The 17,821-nt window shown below is 45.8% G+C and carries 16 protein-coding genes and 2 pseudogenes; 7 read left to right on the forward strand and 11 right to left on the reverse strand.

Annotation, left to right across the window (positions count from 1 at the left end):
• The first annotated feature begins 453 nt into the window (after nt 1-453).
• Nucleotides 454-1,986 (forward strand): phytoene desaturase family protein, encoded by a 1,533-nt coding sequence (locus tag WBA89_RS18130; RefSeq protein ID WP_424408608.1) that lies wholly within the window; start codon nt 454-456, stop codon nt 1,984-1,986.
• 452 nt (nt 1,987-2,438) lie between these two features.
• Complete coding sequence (locus tag WBA89_RS18135; RefSeq protein WP_424408609.1) at nt 2,439-3,662, forward strand: FAD-dependent oxidoreductase; 1,224 nt, start codon at nt 2,439-2,441, stop codon at nt 3,660-3,662.
• Between the two features lie 142 nt (nt 3,663-3,804).
• On the opposite strand, the gene WBA89_RS18140 is transcribed toward WBA89_RS18135, so the two are convergent.
• Nucleotides 3,805-4,677 carry a pentapeptide repeat-containing protein gene (locus WBA89_RS18140; RefSeq protein WP_424408610.1) on the reverse strand — a complete coding sequence of 291 codons (873 nt, stop codon included), beginning with the start codon at nt 4,675-4,677 and terminating at the stop codon, nt 3,805-3,807.
• 1,019 nt (nt 4,678-5,696) lie between these two features.
• Here WBA89_RS18140 and WBA89_RS18145 point away from each other — a divergent pair.
• The 3 genes from WBA89_RS18145 to WBA89_RS18155 are packed head-to-tail and all read left to right on the forward strand — an operon-like array spanning nt 5,697 to nt 6,874.
• Entirely contained in the window at nt 5,697-5,960 is a 264-nt protein-coding gene (locus WBA89_RS18145) for a helix-turn-helix domain-containing protein (RefSeq protein WP_424408611.1), read from the forward strand.
• Nucleotides 5,957-6,472 carry a hypothetical protein gene (locus tag WBA89_RS18150; protein WP_424408612.1) on the forward strand — a complete coding sequence of 172 codons (516 nt, stop codon included), beginning with the start codon at nt 5,957-5,959 and terminating at the stop codon, nt 6,470-6,472. The genes WBA89_RS18145 and WBA89_RS18150 overlap by 4 nt, the downstream gene beginning before the upstream one ends.
• A gap of 30 nt (nt 6,473-6,502) precedes the next feature.
• Entirely contained in the window at nt 6,503-6,874 is a 372-nt protein-coding gene (locus WBA89_RS18155; RefSeq protein ID WP_424408613.1) for a hypothetical protein, read from the forward strand.
• Here the strand turns inward: WBA89_RS18155 and WBA89_RS18160 are convergent.
• Together WBA89_RS18160 and surE are read right to left on the reverse strand one after the other, a co-directional pair.
• A pseudogene (locus tag WBA89_RS18160) lies at nt 6,864-7,661 on the reverse strand (DNA methyltransferase); the annotation flags it as partial. The gene WBA89_RS18155 and the pseudogene WBA89_RS18160 overlap by 11 nt on opposite strands.
• 251 nt (nt 7,662-7,912) lie before the next feature.
• Nucleotides 7,913-8,590 carry a 5'/3'-nucleotidase SurE gene (gene surE / locus WBA89_RS18165; protein WP_424408614.1) on the reverse strand — a complete coding sequence of 226 codons (678 nt, stop codon included), beginning with the start codon at nt 8,588-8,590 and terminating at the stop codon, nt 7,913-7,915.
• A gap of 211 nt (nt 8,591-8,801) precedes the next feature.
• Between surE and WBA89_RS18170 the strand changes: the two genes are divergently transcribed.
• Nucleotides 8,802-10,235 carry a DUF3370 domain-containing protein gene (locus tag WBA89_RS18170; RefSeq protein WP_424408622.1) on the forward strand — a complete coding sequence of 478 codons (1,434 nt, stop codon included), beginning with the start codon at nt 8,802-8,804 and terminating at the stop codon, nt 10,233-10,235.
• A gap of 227 nt (nt 10,236-10,462) precedes the next feature.
• On the opposite strand, the gene WBA89_RS18175 is transcribed toward WBA89_RS18170, so the two are convergent.
• From WBA89_RS18175 to WBA89_RS18185, 3 genes are all read right to left on the reverse strand, one after another.
• Nucleotides 10,463-11,764: a dihydrolipoamide acetyltransferase family protein gene (locus WBA89_RS18175; protein ID WP_424408615.1), complete on the reverse strand. Its 1,302-nt coding sequence runs from the start codon at nt 11,762-11,764 to the stop codon at nt 10,463-10,465.
• Between the two features lie 313 nt (nt 11,765-12,077).
• Nucleotides 12,078-12,518: a YlqD family protein gene (locus WBA89_RS18180; protein WP_424408616.1), complete on the reverse strand. Its 441-nt coding sequence runs from the start codon at nt 12,516-12,518 to the stop codon at nt 12,078-12,080.
• Between the two features lie 181 nt (nt 12,519-12,699).
• Entirely contained in the window at nt 12,700-14,649 is a 1,950-nt protein-coding gene (locus tag WBA89_RS18185) for a long-chain fatty acid--CoA ligase (RefSeq protein WP_424408617.1), read from the reverse strand.
• A 135-nt stretch (nt 14,650-14,784) separates the two neighbouring features.
• On the opposite strand from WBA89_RS18185, the gene WBA89_RS18190 reads away from it, so the two are divergent.
• Nucleotides 14,785-15,783, forward strand: coding sequence for a leucine-rich repeat domain-containing protein (locus tag WBA89_RS18190; RefSeq protein WP_424408618.1), 999 nt, complete (start codon nt 14,785-14,787; stop codon nt 15,781-15,783).
• 113 nt (nt 15,784-15,896) lie between these two features.
• On the opposite strand, the gene WBA89_RS18195 is transcribed toward WBA89_RS18190, so the two are convergent.
• The 5 genes and pseudogenes from WBA89_RS18195 to WBA89_RS18215 all read right to left on the reverse strand — a co-directional run.
• Nucleotides 15,897-16,205: a DUF433 domain-containing protein gene (locus WBA89_RS18195; protein ID WP_424408619.1), complete on the reverse strand. Its 309-nt coding sequence runs from the start codon at nt 16,203-16,205 to the stop codon at nt 15,897-15,899.
• A 9-nt stretch (nt 16,206-16,214) separates the two neighbouring features.
• Nucleotides 16,215-16,412: a DUF433 domain-containing protein gene (locus WBA89_RS18200; protein WP_333380001.1), complete on the reverse strand. Its 198-nt coding sequence runs from the start codon at nt 16,410-16,412 to the stop codon at nt 16,215-16,217.
• A gap of 104 nt (nt 16,413-16,516) precedes the next feature.
• Nucleotides 16,517-16,819, reverse strand: a complete 303-nt coding sequence (locus WBA89_RS18205; RefSeq protein ID WP_424408620.1) for a UPF0175 family protein — start codon at nt 16,817-16,819, stop codon at nt 16,517-16,519.
• Nucleotides 16,820-16,865: 46 nt separating this feature from the next.
• The gene (locus WBA89_RS18210) at nt 16,866-17,555 is read right to left on the reverse strand and encodes a hypothetical protein (protein WP_424408621.1); all 690 of its coding nucleotides are present in this window, start codon (nt 17,553-17,555) and stop codon (nt 16,866-16,868) included.
• Nucleotides 17,552-17,821 (reverse strand): annotated as a pseudogene (locus tag WBA89_RS18215) (ATP-binding protein); the annotation flags it as partial. The pseudogene WBA89_RS18215 and the gene WBA89_RS18210, both read right to left, overlap by 4 nt.

A 17,821-nucleotide genomic window follows, 5' to 3' on the forward strand; every position in this document is an offset into this window, starting at 1 on the left:
TTGCTTGACTTCACGCTTTCCTCAGAATTTAGAGTTAGCTTAAATATATAAGTAGGTGAGAATGTTCTTAGGAATGAAACCCATGTGGTCGATCGCATCTTCCATCTTCCTGATGACGTTGTACGGACAGCTCGGAGGCGACAGCACTGATGACTAATGACTAATGACTGTTGACTGTGAACTGTTGACTGTTAACTGTGAACTGTTGACTGTTAACTGTTGACTAATGACTAATGACTGATGACTAATGACAACTAAGAGGGCGGGCCCGCACCATCCACCGCCCCTACTGACTGATGACTACTGACTAATGACTAATGACTACTGACTACTGACTAATGACTAATGACTAATGACTGATGACTAATGACTAATGACTAATGACTAATGACTAATGACTAATGACTAATGACTAATGACTAATGACTTCTTCAATCGATCGAGGAAATTCCCATGAAAACAGATTACCTCATCGTCGGCAGTGGTTTATCAGCACTGGTTTTCGGAGCTTTGATGGCAAACTCCGGCAAAACCGTACACATCCTTGAAGCTCACGAACACCCCGGAGGCTTTGGCCACACCTTTACGATGGCCAACAAATACACCTTTAATGCCCAATTCCACTACGTTTGGGACTGCGGCGAAGGACATACAGTGAATCGAGTCCTCAAAAAACTCAATCTCGATCGCGATGTCACCTTTGAACGGTACGATCCGAATGGCTTCGACCGCATGAGAATGCCGGGGTACGCACTAGATATTCCCTCGGAATCAGAAGAACTGATCCGCAGATTGTCGGCCCTGTTTCCCGAAGCAAGCGAGAAAATTCGCAAATTCGTCAACGAAGTAGAAAAAACCGGCGAAGGACTCAGAAAACTCGCTCCTCCCGTCAAACCAATTGAATTAATCAAAAATTTCAGCGAGGTATTCTGTGCCGTCCAACACCTCAACAGCACGCTTCAAGACGTGTTCGACAAATTCCAACTCCCGCAAGCAGCCCAAACCCTATTAGCCCTGCAATGGCCGGACTTTTTGCTACCTCCGAACCAGCTTTCTTTCTATGCTTGGATTGCTTTGTTTCGAGGCTATCAAGAAGGTGCGTTTTACCCGACGCAGCATTTTGAAGATGTCATCAATTCATTAGTTAAAGTCATTGAATCCAACGGCGGGAAAGTTTCGCTCAACCATGAAGTCACGAATTTTAGGGTGAATGATAGAACCGTAACGGGAGTTGAAGCGATGGATTTGACCGCGCATCAAACCCATGAATTCACGGGCGACACGGTGATTTGCAACCTCGATCCCAAACGAGCGGCCAAGATGATTGGGGAGGAACTGTTCTCGAAAACAGTGCGGCGGAAACTCGACTACGAGTATTCTGCATCTAACTACATGGTCTACTGTGTTGTCAAAGATATCGACCTGCGAGATTACGGATTTGGCAAGTGGAATACATTTCATTCGGAACACTTGAATCTGAATGAAGCTTTTGCTCAAATGTACGATAAAAATGATTTTTCTAGTCCTAGTTTTGCAATTACCACACCCACTTTACTCACCGAAGCGCGGGGGGATTGTCCTGAAAATTGTCAAATTGTGGAATTTCTGACTGTTGCTAATTACAGCTATTTTAAACAACTTTGGGATACCGATCGCAAAGCTTACAGACAGAAAAAACAAGAGATTCTGGACTCGATTTTAGACGTAGTTGAAAAACACTATGTTCCAGATTTTCGCAAACACATGGTATTTCACATTACCGGAAGTCCTACAACTAACGAGCGCTTCTGTTGGTGTCCTAACGGCAATTCCTACGGTTCTAGGCTGACGCCGAAAAACATGGGAGTCGATCGGCTAAATCACGAAACATCCCTCAACAATTTCCATTTCTGCAACGCCTCATCGGGCTATCCAGGCTTTGCGCCGACATTTTGGACGGGGGCGCTGCTTTATCAGCGTTTATCCGGCGATGCGATTTTAGGGTGAGGAATCACAATTAAATAACAGCGATATTTCGGAGGTTGGGTTGAGGCTTTGGGCGATCGAAAATAGTCTGATATCTATGAGGAGACGGCAATGCCTATTTGTGTCAGCTTAGCATCAAATATAGCATGGATCTACTGTTTGATGCTGAGGCCCAGATCCCCCCTTAGCTTGCCCCCTACTCCCCCTTAAGAAGGGGGGGACAAGAAGTTATCAAAGTCCCCCGACTATCCGGGGGATTTAGGGGGATCTGGTCTCGGCGATCAACGAGAAATACAAAAGTTTTTCTTCAAGTCCCCCTTTTTAAGGGGGATTTAGGGGGATCGAGACTCCGCTACAAACGAGAGATAAAAAGGTTTTTCTGGTTAAATTGACACCTCCGAGCGGTGCCGTTTCCTACCCGGAATACAAGCATTCAATTAATAGCGATCCAACCTATAAATTAGGAGCGAACTATGAAAATTGCAATTGTTGGGGGCGGAGCTAGCGGTATGGCCACAGCCTACTGGCTGGACAAACAGGGGCACCGCGTCACTGTTTTGGAAAAGCAACCGATTTTAGGCGGACACATTCGCACGCTGAATAAAAATGTCGCGCCCAATCAATCTGAGTGCAATGAAATATTAGAAAATGGGGTGCTGGAATTTCCGACTGTGTTTTATAATTTCGTCGCTCTCATGCAGGAGCTAGGCGTTGAATTAGAACCCGTGCAGATTGGTTCTGCGCTGTTTTTTAAAGACAACCGCCACTTTTTATCAAAAGTCGCAATTCAGAAAAACTTCACGGGAATTCAACGTCTGATAGAATATTTGCGGCTGGATGCTCTTTATGCTCGTTCCGCTGGATTCTTGATGAAAATGCGGTTTGCTAAACAGCACGATTTCTACGATGTGCCGCTTTCTGGGAGTTTAAAAAGCTCGTGCATCCGCAATGATTGGCTGAAGTTGCTGACGATGTACAGCTACTCAATACCGTTTGAATTGCTCGACAATTTTCCGGCTGAGTTGGCGATTCCCATGCTGCGGGAATATGCCTTGGTTAACTGGGTAAGGATTAAAGGCGGCGTGTATTCTTACATTGAAAAGATTCTGGAGCACTTTAAGGGCGATATACTGCTAAATGTGGAGATTGCCAAGATTTTTAGAAGTGCTGATGCTGTAAAAATTGTGCTTTCTGATGGGGAGATTCAGGAGTTTGATAAGGTGGTTTTTGCGATGCCGCCAGACCAAGTGATGAGGCTGCTGTCTGACCCGACGGATGCGGAAACGAAGCGGTTTGGGGCGTGGAAACCCAATTATGCAACTACTGTACTGCATTCGGATACTTCGATGTACGATCGCTACGGCATCCGCAAGTTGTCGGAATTTGATTTTTTCGAGACGGACAAGGGATGGGGCTACAATGCGAGCTTGAACCAGCTTTGCGGCATTTCGTCACCGCGAGAGTACAGTTTAGCATTTCAACTGGAGGAGTCGATCGACCAAAACCAGATTATTCACATTCAGAAACATCACACCCCGCTGTATACTGTCGAGTCTTTTCGATACCGAGATGAAGTTATCGAGACTAACGGGGAAAACAGCACTTATCATGCGGGAGCTTATTTGGGGGATGGTTTGCACGAAGGAGCGATTACCTCTGCTTTGCGAGTCGCCAAATTAATCGGGCGAGCTCAATAGACTTGAGTTGCACTCTGCATCGCGCAGAGAAAATTGAATTATCTGCGTCCATCAGTGTTTATCCGCTTGAAATCTGCGGTTAACATATCGAATATTGATGCAATAGAAGTCGAACCAATCCGAGAGTGATTTTCCCGAATGCTTACGCTGCGACACAACCCGTCGCAATTAAGTAGACATCGCCGCTGACAGATGCGGGAATTGTTGAGCCGGCTAACAAAGTACCCTCAAAGTTTGCTCCCATAAATGTAGCGCCGCTCAAATCGGCTTCGCTCAAGTCTGCATAACACAGCCTAGCCCCATCGAGGTTTGCCTGCACCAAAGAAACTCCCACCAGATTTGCCCTGGTTAAATCTGCTCCCTTCAACTGCACGCCCCGCAACTGAGCACCGCTGAGATTCGCTCCTAACAAATTCGAGCCTTCCAAGTTGACCCCGTTGAGTTTGGCTTCGCTGAGATTGACGCCATTGAGATCCGTCCTGCTGAGGTCGATGCCGTTGATGTAAGCTTTTCTGAGATAGATGCCTGTTAGTTGAGTCGCAAAGAGCTTTGCGCCGCTGAGTTTTGCCCCTTCGCAGTTTGCCCAGTTGAGGTTTGCTCCCGTGAGGTTGGCTCCCCGCAGGTTGATAAATTGCATATCTGCCACACACAAATTGGCGTTCCAGAGGATGGCGTTCCGCAGGTTGCTACCTGTGAGTTGGGCTCCGCTCAGCTTAGCCCTGGGAAGTTTTGCTTTGACGAGGAAAGCTCCGCTGAGATTGGCTTTCGTGAGTTCTGCGTCGGCCAGTCTGGCTTGACCCATTTTGGCAAAACTCAGATTTGCCCTGTAAAGGTTGGTGCCGTTGAGTTTTGCTTTGTTCAGATGCGCCCGACTCAGGTTGGCTCCCGACAGGTTAGCCCTCGAAAGGTTTATTCCGTCCAAGATAGCTCCGCTGAGATTGGCTCCGCTGAGCTCGGCACCTGCAAAGTCTCTTTTGCCATTTTCGTATTCTTTGAGCAGCTCGGTTACTTCCATAGCGGTCAGATTCCTAATAGCTGAAATTTATTTAGAATAGTCCAGGACTCACCCGAACCAAAAAACCGGGTTTGGGAAATTTTTCTAGAGGGTTTTGGGCAAATATTTTGGCTAAAAACCGGGTTGCTCGCCGCCCCTGCGTCCAAGACTGTAGAAATACGTAATCTTTATAATGAATATAATATATCTAATCGAGCGGATGCGATCGCACTTTCGAGAAACCCGAACATTAACTTTATATTTCTCAATATACTTGGTTTTTTGGGGAAAACTTCGGACAACTTTTGAGGGTAAACTGTAGAAGAGGGGTTTGAGGGGATCGGTGCGAGGGCAATGCTGGGGGAGGCACGCTGTAGGCTTTCCGGTAAATAAATGGTTTGAGACTGCGAGCTAAAAACAGTCTGGTTAATAGTAAGTTGCGACATTTTACGGATGAGTGAGCGATATGTCTAACGGTAGATGCGATGCGTTCAAAAGCTAGTCTATCGCCTACTGCAGATTATAAAAAACTAACAGCGAGTAAGATTGCGATCGTCCAAAATATACCCATAAAATAGGTTGGCAGTGAAAACTTTGGTAGGAGAGAAAATGCTGAGTACCAAAGTCCGATGCGGAGAACAAATTTTATTAATAATAATTGAGCGGACACGATATCCCACGATGATGCGGGCAATTCCATCTACTGTTAATTATGCAGATTTTTAAATCTATGTTATGCTGAGTCTAAATTGAGGAATCATCGTGTCAAAAGAAAGAAAAAGCAACAAAGAAGTCAAAAAGCCCAAGAAACAACCTGATGGTGTTGCTAAGCCGAAGGAGGACAAAAAAAAATCATGGTAGTACGGTAGTACGGAGGGCCGCAAGTAGAGATAGAGCGGCCAATCTCCCGATCGCGATTAATTATGTTCAATTGTCATTACTAACTATAATTTTTAACAAATTTAAATATCCTTTTTTGGGATAATCCGAAAACAGGTTTATTATACCTAGGGTATATGCAGTGCTAAACCCAAAGTACAATGAAATCTGTTTTTAGCCATGAGTATCAAATATTTCGTAGCTGTATGATTGCGGCTCGTAAAGACGCGCAACTAACTCAGGAGTCTGTTGCCAAATCTCTGAAAAAGCCTCAATCTTTCGTAGCCAAATATGAAAACGGCGAACGGCGATTAGATGTAATTGAATTTTTGTTAGTTGCTCGTGTAATTGGTGTAGATCCTTGCGATATTATTAGGAAAATTTTACAAAAAATATCTGAAGGATCTGGTGAGGGCCAGATATGAATACGCAAGATGTAATCAGACTTGCATCCCAATATGTCGATCGGTTATCGGGTCACACTTTCGACGTTTTAGATGTATCTAAACCTGTTACCCTAGATGCAGCGGTAAACCTGTCTAAAGTTATCTCAAAGCTTTCGCCGTTAGTCGGAAATTTAATCGAATTTAACACCGTTGAATTCTTGAATCAACAAAATGAGTTCGCTGAATTTGGAAAGTGGCAGAGGCAAGATCCGGGCTTTCCAGATACTATTTTCCTCGGCATAGTTCAACCAACGCCCGGATTAGAAATTAAAGCGTGGTTCCCACTAGCAACAGAGATAACAGCACGTTTCAAAGATAGTCAGAATCACTTTAGGTTCGATCGAACCTACGTTGCTATGCTGGCATGGCTACCCGATCAAATCATCTATGGCAAGCCTCGCATTCTTGATGTGTGCGTTGTCTCTGGTTTATCGGTAGCTGTAGCGAGAGATACCCACTATCACAATCCCCCTGGTTATCTTGTTTTATAGCCGGAAGATACAACTCAAAGAACAGCAAATTTGCAACAAACAAACACCAGTGGATATAAATTCCAAGGCTCGGCTGAGGAGTTTTTAGAAGCTGAGAAAATAGTTAATTCATGGGGTACTCAAGGAAAAGTCTACAAACCAACTAGAGAATATCAGCGCCTTCTGCGGGAGCTACGGATACGCTATGAATATAGACTAGATACAAATTTTGCAAAGATGGACAGAATTGTACATCCAGGCATTGAGGAATTTAAGCGACGTGTCTACAACACTGAACTTTCAGGTATGACCGTTGGTCGGTGGAATAAGCTTTTATCGAGTCGCCTAAAAGATAGCATCAAGAAATCCCTCCAAGATTATCTACAGATTAGAGAAGAGAGTATTGATGAAATTATTGATTAAATCTCTGTACACCATAGTAGAAATAATCTGGATCTATCTCGCAAGAAAATGCTTTTCTTTTTAGTTGGCGTGCTGACAAAGCTGCAGTAAAAAGTCCGCCAAAAGGTTCCCATATAACATCGTTTTCATCGCTAGATGCCTCAACAATAAGCTTCATCAGATCCAGAGGTTTTTGGTTGAGATGTAATGCTTTTCCAGAGAGAGTTTTAACTCTCTCATCGCCCCGTAAAGCTTGACGATCCCAAACGTTTGTAAAACCGTGAGGGCATCTAAACTTCGATCGCATTTTGCTCCATTCTTGTCCCGTTAAAGACTGATTACCATCCAGAGAAAAGTAGGGTTTTCCTTGAGGACTACCATACTCATTTGCATAGTTGACTAGCCTGTCAAACATCTCGACCGGAGGGAAATACCACAAATGCCCTCTATCGAAGTATTTCCTGGTTGCTGCATCCACTACCCCGCAAGCATCGTTGGCCCGTCGTAACGGCAACCCAGAGCGTTTCCACTCTTGCAACAACCACGCCTTTAAGGTAAGTTCATTAACTGTTACTTCTCTGACATATTGAACGCAGACTTCTGTGACGACAGGGAACCTGCGAATTTTGTGTGTGTTAACATTCCCTGCAATATGACCTTTTCCCTTGTTCCAAATATTGGAATTAACATAGCGCCAACCATATTTTTCTAGAAGTGGATGCACAGCAGCCCAACCAATTTCTGAATTCCAAAACCAGAGTGTTGTGCATGGCATGGCTGCTTTTGACCATGCCTCGATATGAGGTTTATACCATTTTAGATTTTAGATGTGAGAATGGGAAATGACTTATTCTGTCTGGGTTTGGAGTACGGGTCTACCGTTGCATTCTTTGCGTGAAACTGGTATCATTTGTTGACTTATGTAACTCTAAAAATTAAGTACCAATATTTTATCCTATTTTGGGATATCGAGGGTAAGAGATACCAAAGTTCACGATACCCATTTACACTTTCTTGCCCAAAAAATAGAGTTCGATCGCCCAAACCCATCGCATCCGATCACAGCGATATCTCAGTCACCGCAATATCACCGCCAAAACACACGTCAACATCAGTTCCCGCCGCCCGATCGCGATTCCCATATTCTCCAACATAATAAAAGTATTCTCCCTCCATTTTGTACTCAACCGGCAGCGGCTCAGTCGAAGGCTTGCAAAACACAATTTCCGGTTCCGCACTTCCCGGCGCTAAATGCGGCAAGTTCACATTCCAGAAACACCCAGGCTGTGATTTTCGTTTCAGCAAATCCGCCAACACCCGCGATGTCCAGCGAGTCGCGACATCCCAGTCAATTTCGAGCGGCCTTTTAATCCGGTGGGAAATGGCGATTCCCGGAATACCGTGCATTGCAGCTTCCCGCACCGCAGCCACCGTACCCGAAATGTACACGTCAACGCCCAAATTGCCGCCCGCGTTAATTCCCGAAAGCACCAAATCCGGCTGAGTACAAACGTGATGAAGAGCAATACGCACGCAGTCTGCCGGTGTTCCCCCGATAGCATACTCAAATTCCGATCGCCGATCGACATGAATCGGACTGTGAGTCGTCACCTGATGCCCGCAGCCCGACAATTGCCCCTGCGGAGCCACCATAATTGTTTTGCCTTCTACAGCCTGCTTCATTGCCTGAATTCCGGGAGCGTCGATGCCGTCGTCGTTGGTTAAAATTATCGTCATTTGATTTGAGATTTTCCATTTTTCGATTTGAGATTTTAGATAGTGGAATTGCTGGTTTCGAGCATCAAAATTTTGCGACTGCCCTAATTACCGCAAAAATTCAGCGCAAATCGCCAAGTTCCCCAAAAAATAGCAACACAGTTGTGGTAAAGTTTTGTGTCGATTGCTCTGTCAAGACAATCCGCAAGTTCAGTTAGACGCGATCGCAGCTATGTTTTTGTTACCAATTCTACCCTTAGCTCAAGCAATCCCCACAACTCCCGCCCAAGAACTGATTATCCAGCCAGAAGTCCCCCTACCGGAAAACGAACGGGATGTGCAGCCACCGCCGCCAAGCAGCAGCCCGCTGAATACTGTGACAGTGCCCCAGCAAGTGCGCGTTTTGCCGGGAAAACTCGACAGCATCCCGGTTTTTAACAGCAACAGCCCGGAAGTCGTGCAAACCGAAGGCATTTTGCTCTCTACATTTGGGCCAGAAGGCAAACAAGTACCTTCTGCACACTTAAACTTTCCCTTCAAAGGTCGATTTGACATCTTTGCCCACCACATCGCCAAAGCTAAAAATCTCGCCGAAACTCGCACCTTATTTCAAGGAATAATTGTCTACAATCCGAACTCGGAACCTGTTACTTTAAAAGTCTTGCAAGGAGCGACTTATTTAACTTGGCCGGATGCGTTGTTTGTCGATTTGCCTTCGTATTTAGAAAATCGATTTGGCACGGTGTTTGCGGGGCCTGGAAGCCGCATCACCAGCGATGTGCTGCGGGGGTACAGACAAGCCATTTTGCCCGCTGCGATCGAGATTCCGGCCATGCAGAGCCGAATGCTGATGAATTTGCCGATACCTGTGGGGAATATTAGGCCTGCTTCCAACGGGCGATCGACTTTGATGCGAATGTCGAGCAGCAATTCGGTTTATGTTGCTAGTTTAGCCATGTTTGCTCCTCAAACTAAAAATGGACTCGAACAATCTCCGACTTTAGAACAGTGGGAAAATATTTTAAACACCAAAGGTTTAGCCGGGCCCAGAGATTTAGCACCAACTCCGACAGACGAAAATCCGGTGCAAAAAATTTACGGCCGCGTGGCGGGAGTAGCTGAAGGTTCGGAGTGGAAAGCTAAAATTACTGACAATTCGAGAACCGATTATTTGACTGTTCCCAAGCGCGGCGAGTCATTTTCCTATGCTCTGAGCACTACGGATACGGGTACTTTTGGCACCGGCCAAGTTCAAAGCGCTAAAATGTTAGCTCGCTATCCCGATACTGCTTATTTTGCTCACGGCAATTACGGGATTCAATACAACTTAGCTTTTCCGCTTTACAACAAATCTCGCGAGTCTCAATCGGTGAGTATTAGAATGCAAACACCGATTAAAGCAAATACAAAATCGGGTGGATTGATGTTTTACGATCCGCCGGAAAATCGGATATTTTTCCGAGGTACGCTGCGGGTGATATTTAATGACGATACGGGCAAGACTTTGACGCGCTACATTCACATTGTGCAGCGCCGGGGACAGCAGGGGGAACCTTTGGTGAATGTGAATATGAAGCCGGGGGAACGCCGTTTGGTGCAGGTGGATTTCTTGTATCCGCCGGATGCAACGCCGCCGCAAGTCTTGACTGTGCGATCGAGTAATTAGTTTGTAGTCAGTAGTCATTAGTCATTAGTTAGTTGTTAGTTGTTAGTTGTTAGTTGTTAGTTGTTAGTTGTTAGTAGTCATTAGTAATTACGCAACCACTCCTAAAAAACTCATGATTGACAAATCAAAATCACAATTAACAACTAATGACCGATAACTAATGACTAATGACTAATGACTAATGACTCCTCACTAATGACTAATGACTACTGACTACTGACTCCTAATTAAAGTGTCAAAGATTGAGGATTTGTCTCAATCAACTTCGCTAAATCCTGCAAGAAAGATGCAGCATCAGCACCGTAAATAATCCGGTGATCGCAAGTAATATTCACCTGCATTTGCCGCTTCACTCCCATCAAACCTTCCTCGTTGGCTACGACTTGCGGCCGCGAAGAGCCGATCGCCAAAATCGAGCCTTGATTCGGCGGCAAAATCGCATCAAACTTATCTACTCCAAACATTCCCAAATTGGAAAGAGTAAAAGTTCCCGTGCTGTATTCATCGGGTTTCAACTGTTTGGCGCGGGCGCGATCGACTAAATCCTTCCAAGTGCGGGAGAGAGAATATATGTCGAGGCGATCGGCATTTTGCAACACCGGCGTAATCAAACCGCCGCCGTCCATCGCCACCGCTACCGCCACATTAATATCAGCGCGGTGTTGAATTCCCGACTCTACATAACAAGCATTCAGCAGAGGATGTTTTTGTAAAGTTACTGCTACTGCTTTTGCCAGCATAGCCGTCATCGTGACACCCTTCGACTTAATTTGTTTGTAGAGCTTGTCCAGATTGTCAGTAGTAATTGTGTAACCCACGCGGAAACAGGGCACGCTCAAACTTGCTTCCATGTTACGTACCACCGCATTTTGCAGCGCGTTCATCGGTACTCTTTGGCCCGAAAGCGCGATCGCCGGGGCTGGTGCGGGTGCGAATTTGGCTGCTGCTGCTGCGACGGGTGCGGCTGCTGCGGGTGCGGGAGTTGCGGGGACTGTTACGGGTTGCTGAACCGGGGCTGGTTGGGCTTTACCGGCTGCTGCTTCCACGTCTTCTGCAACAATGCGACCGTTGGGGCCGCTGCCTTTGATCGAATTCAAATCTACTTTAAATTCTTTGGCTAATTTGCGAGCGCGGGGAGAAACGACGCTGCGGCCGTTTTGGCGGCTGACATTTTGCTGCAAACCCGGTGATGCGGTAGCTGCGACAGGGGCGGAGGCTGCGGTTGCTGGCGCTGGGGCGGAGGCTGCGGTTGCACCTGCTCCTTGTTTCTGAGCTTCTGCAATTTCGGCTTCTGTTTCTGCGACTAGGGCGATCGCGGCTCCCACGGTCGCAACTTCGCCGGCTGGTACAATAATTATTGCTAGATAGCCTTCGTAGAAAGACTCGACATCCATGTCGGCTTTGTCGGATTCAACCACGACTACGGTTTCGCCCTTTTCTACTTTGTCTCCGGCGGATTTGACCCAGGAAACAATTTTGCCCTCTGTCATGGTAGAACTCAGGGCTGGCATGAAAACTTCGCGAATCATCTGTAAAAAGTCCTTTTGAGTTGGTAATAGGTAATCGGTATTTGGCAATTGATAATTGGCGACCGGCCACCAGCAATATTTATTATTATGCCAGTCTCTCGCCCGAGAATGTGTGACTGTTGGCTCAAAATGGGAGCATCTCACTTTTTCCAAAAGTATTTTTTACGACTTGCGAGCGTCCCCGATCGCAAGCTGATATATTTGTAGTGCGAGTTCTTAAAAAGCTCGCACTACAAATACAAAACACAGATGCTCCGCTAATAATTACCTATCAATTGCCAATTGCCAATTACTAATTGCCAATTACCAATTTCTAAATATCACCTCGAATTTCTTCGACTATGCCGTCGCGGAGCAAAACTTCTACTTGCATTTTTTGAATCAAGTTTTCTCCCAGCCCCACTGTGAACGTGCCGTCAATTTGACCTTGACTCACTTCTTGTTCGAGGTCTAGCACCTGTACTTGCTGGAGCTGTTGCAGGTTTTGGTTTTTCTGTTCTAGCAGTTTACTTTTTTCTTGATTCACCTGCACTTGAATATTTTCTATTTGCTGCATTACTTGCGGCCCTGGGGGTTGCAGGCTTTGCTTTTGGATTTCAGAAATCATCCGGCTCCCTTGCATTTCTAGCTGTTGTAGCTGAGAATCTATTTGGTTGATTTGGGCTTGGAGTTGCTGTTGAGCTTCTTCTTTCCAGCGGGGAGTAACGATGACTTTAACGTTAATCGATCGCTTCAAGAGTAATTGTGGTTCCATAAAGTTGTTGCTTGTCAATTGCGAAGTAGTCAATGGTCATTAGTCAATGGTCATTAGTCAATAGTCATTAGTTCGCAAATATTTCCTAAAGACTGAGGACTGAGGACTGAGGACTGAGAACTGAGGACTCGGGTGTTGGGACAATTTGTTCTGATCCATTCCCCAAGTCCTGCGAATATTTTCAAAACATCCCGTCAATCATATCGCGGTAGTGTTCCGTCACAACCGGGCGCTTGATTTTCAGGGTCTGGGTCAACATTCCATTTTCCATTGAAAACGGCTCCTGAATCAACCGGAACGGCCCGATGCGATCGTCCGCGCGGTATCCAGGGCGATTTTTCACCTCCCGGTTCAATTCTTGGCGAAATAAGTCTTGAATTTGCTTGCTATTCCAGTCAATTTCCTGTATTGGCGGATTTTGAGTTTCGCCCCATTTGAGTAGGGCTTCTGGATTGGGGACAATTAAGGCGCCGATCGATTTCTGGTCTTGACCTACTACGATAATTTGGTCGATGTAGGGGCTGCGGATGCAGGCATCTTCGATCGGCTGCGGTTCGATATTTTCGCCGTTGCTGAGGACGATCGTATCTTTGGCCCGCCCGGTCAAAACTAAGTCGTTTCCCGGTGTCAGCCAGCCCAAATCGCCCGTGTCAAACCAGCCCATCGAGTCGATCGCCTTGGAGGTAGCTTGGGGATTGAGATAATAGCCCGCCATGATTTGCGGCCCTTTTGCCAATACCAAGCCGCGCTGGCCCGGAAGCAGTTGCTGCCGAGTCTCCGAGTCTACTATTTTAATTTCCGTACCCGGAATAGGCCCTCCGGCAGAACCTTTAAGATTGTGCCAAGGGCGGCGGACTGTCAAAACCGGGGATGTTTCGGTCAAACCGTATCCCACCAACAAACCGATATTCGCAATTTCAAAAAAATTGTCTAAATGCGCGGCCAAAGAACCGCCGCCGCTGATTGCCCACTTAAAACGTCCTCCCGTAGCTTCCCGGACTTTTTGGTAAACGAGTTTTTCGGCAAGGGCGTAAACAGGCGACAACAGAATGGTTTTGATCCGGGCGATGAATTTTTCAGAAACTGAGGCCGGTTGTAAATTGAGAGTTAATCCTTCGACAATCCGGCGGGCTTCTATGTATTGTTGGCTGGCAGATAACAGGAAATTCACCAATTTTTGTTTGTTGGGAGGCTGTTCCCGAAATTGCTTTTGTACTGCCTCGTAAATCGATTCCCAGATGCGCGGAACGCTGACCATGTACTGGGGTTTGTAAGCTTTAAAGTCTTGTTTGAAATAGCGAATGCTGGTGTAAATTTGGGTGCATCCTTGGGAAAACATGAAATATTCAACCGTGCGTTCGTAGGCGTGCCAACTGGGGAGGATGCTGAGAACGCCATCGCCGGCTTCGGGCTGGAGAATTGTCCCGAAGGTGGTGAGTTGGTGCAGCAAGTTGCCGTGGGTCAGCATAACGCCTTTGGGTTTGCCGGTGGTGCCGCTGGTGTAGAGGAGGGTGGCGAGGGTTTGGGGGCTGTGGTTGGTGGGCTTGAGGGGGCGTTGGGCCCCGGCGGTCGTGACTTGGGAAAATTTGACCGTGTTGAGGGTTTGGTTGGTTTCCGGTTCTTCGTCGGAGAGGAGGACAACGAGTTTGACGGGTAAGTCGAGGAGGCGGTGTTGGAGTTTTTTGAGTAATTCCAGGTTTTCGACTACTAAGGCGGTACTGCCGCTGTCTTGGATGATGTAGAGGAGTTCTTCGGGGTCGGCTGTGGCGCCTCGAACGGCGTTGGCTGCGCCGGCGGTCATGATGCCTTGGTCGGCTATCAGCCAGCGGGGGCTGTTGTCGGCGAAGAGGGCGACGCGGGGGGGGATTGCTTCTCCTGGGATTGGTTCGATGCCGAGGGCTTGGAGGCCGGCGGCGAATTGCTGGATTTGGTGGTATAGGTCGGTGTAGGTGAGTTTGATTTCTGGCTGGCTGTGGGGGTCGTGGAGGGCGACGGTTTGGGGAAATCGCTGTTTGACGATCGCCCAAATTTCGGGTACGGATTCAATGGAGCTGTAGTCGATCGTGCGGCTGAGGTTCGCGCGTTCAATGTCGCTCAGTTGAGGCAATGTGTAAGACGCTGGGCCGTTCATAGGGTATTTTCCGGGGTTTTGGGAGATAAAGTTATTGGCTATCAGTTTAATATCACAGTTATTTTAGAACTATCTGGCAGTGTCGTGACAGTTTGCCAACCTGCCATTGTCTTTTGAGAAAATTAGGGATACAAAATGATGAAAATTATAGTTGCACATAAACAGATTAATTTATCGAGGTTGATAGTATTTGCTTCGAGTGCGATCGTAGCGTTATTTGGAACTGCACTGTCAGTGAATGGTGCAGAAGTGCGATCGGCAAACAAAACATTTGCGGATTGGTGTCGCCAAAAAGCCGATCTGAGTCCTGAAACTAAACATACTGTTGAAGTGCTGTTGAAGAGAGCGGGGACTACTGATTGTGTTGAGGGCGATCGAAAACTTTCGAGTTGGATACGGCTCGATCTCGACAACAATCAGATCGGGGACATCAAACCGCTGGCATCCTTGACTAACCTGACTTGGCTCACCCTCAGCTACAATCAGATCGGGGACATCAAACCGCTAGCATCCTTGACTAACCTGACTGTCCTCCTCCTCGACAACAATCAAATCAGCGATATCAAACCGCTAGCATCCTTGACTAACCTGAGTGAACTCCTCCTCCACAAAAATCAAATCAGCGATATCAAACCGCTAGCATCTTTGACTAAACTGACTGTGCTCATCCTCGACTACAACAATCAAATCAGCGATATCAAATCGCTAGCATCCTTGACTAACCTGACTATTCTCAGCCTTCCCTTCAATCAGATTGGGGACATCAAGCCACTCGCATCCTTGACTAACCTGACTTGGCTTCTTCTCACAAATAATAAGATCGGGGACATCAAACCGCTAGCATCCTTGACTAACCTGGAGAAGCTCCACCTAGACAACAATCAGATCCGTGACATCAAACCGCTAGTATCGTTGACTAACCTGACGAAGCTCGACCTCAGCAACAATCAAATCAGCGATATCAAACCTCTAGTATCCTTGACTAAACTGAAATTTCTCTCCCTCGACAACAATCTTCTGAATGACGTTAAACCGCTAGCATCGTTGACTAACCTGATCTCTCTAGACCTCAGCAGAAATTCGATCGCCCCTAAAACCTGCCCTGTCAAACCAGAATCTATCTGTCGATGGTAACTCTGAAATTAAATGCTCAAACTTTTATGAATTTAGTTGCTTTTTCAAACGCGACCGATCGTTCAACCGTATATTACCAGCGATCGATCGTACCTAATATTAGATGCCTTTATTCAGACCTGATGTAAGTACCTAAAAATTCCAGTTGATTCATCTTCCAATCGCTCGTACTCAGCTAATTCTGCAGCTAAATCAGCCTCAATTTCATTGCGGTTAGCGTGATAGTAAGATAGCGCTGCATAAATTTTTGCTAAATTTAAATAGGAAATTTCTTCAAGTATTGCTTCTGGGTTCATCCCTTGTTGATGCCAAACGGCAATTTGAGCGATAGAAATTCTAGTTCCCGCAATGCGGGGACGCCCTCCACAGGTTTCAGGCGTACTGACAACCAGCGTGCCGATGTCGATCGCAGTTGTTGACATACTTACCTCTTACGAAAAACTCAAATCAGCCAAAATATCCTGTTGTGTGAAATAGGGGAAATTATCTAGGATTTCTCGATCGTTCATCCCAGAAGCAAGATATTCCAACAGGTTATCAACCGTAATTCTCATGCCTCGAATACAAGGTTTACCGCATCGCTTACCAGGTTCGACCGTCACGATCGTAGCGATGTCTTGTTTTGAAATGGCATTTTCCCTTTAAATTCTGTTCTCAATTTTAGCACAAACAGGACTTACGCATAGGTGTTTTGAATTCATCGGAAAAAAGAAGTTGGATTTGGGGTGTCTCGTCAGTCATCAATTCCATCCCACAGTTCGGAAATAGGATATAATTTGCCTTCTTTAATTTGCTGGAGGGAGGTACGGAGGCTGGCTAGGACGAGTTCGGCGGGCTCGTCATCGGCATCTGCGGGCGGGCTGACGATATGGCGGCCGATTAATAGTTGGTAGAATTCGTCCACAGACATTACAGCAAGTTGAGCGGCTCGATCGAGACTGAGGCTGTGTTGGTGATAAAGTACGATCGCCAATCCCATCCTCACATCCGCTTCAGTCAGGGGGAGATTGTCGGGAAGGGCGATCGTAATTTCCATGATTTATGGTAGTCTTAGGTTTTTATTGGCTTTTAAGTGCGATCGATTAATCTTGCAATTTTGGTTTAATTTTGTTACAAAAATCGATAAACTGACGGAAAGTAGTCATTTGTTCTGGCTGAAGTTGAATCCTTGTCAATAGTTGTTCCAAATAAAATGGCTTCAGTACATCACCCGGTCGTTTTTTAGAATAGGTAATATTTTTAGCTTCAAATAACGCTCTCAAATAAGCTCCATGAAACTGAGCGTGAGTGTTAAAATCTCTATATCTGCCCATATTTTCGGGACAGTTAACAGAAACATCATAATATTTATTATAATCTAACAAAGGTTTGTTTTGAGGATTTCTCGAATAAATTTTGCGATTGCCCAGCAGCCAACTTTCCAAACAGCGATTCTGAAATATCAGCACGAGTTCTGCATTATTTAATTTCAATTTCTGCTGAGTTAAAAAATCATCAATTTCAGTTGTGAGTTCAGCAACAGTATTTTCCTCAGCATCAAGACACACTACAAAATAGCTGTATTTTCCGTTTGAATTAATTTCGGCAATTGAACGCGGGATAAACTCATATATTAATGAAGGATATCCTTCGCCGCTAATCAAGTAATAATTTTTTTCCTTCACATCATCACAATTGTCAACTCGCTGCAATTCCGGTAAAAGATGAGCCAACCAAGCGGGATAAACTTTTCTCTCCGATTGCTTCCCTTCAACTAAAAAATACAGATTCATGAAACTTTGATTCCTTCGCTGTATTCTTCAAGATTAATCAGTTGCGTAAAAGCTTGATGCCTCGATTTTCCCAGATTCAAATCTTTAGCATCTTTCACAGTTACCACCCCACCTTGGCGCGTTACTATTTTCCAATGTTCCATCCCAATATTATTGATTATGTAGGGATGGTGGCTGGTAAGAATGAATTGAATATTTCTGTTTTCCACAATCAAATCTGTCACCACATCAATACAGTTAATCCCCAAGCTGTTTTCAAATTCATC

Origin of the sequence: Microcoleus sp. (assembly GCF_049646505.1) — a bacterium.
Lineage (GTDB): Bacteria > Cyanobacteriota > Cyanobacteriia > Cyanobacteriales > Microcoleaceae > Microcoleus.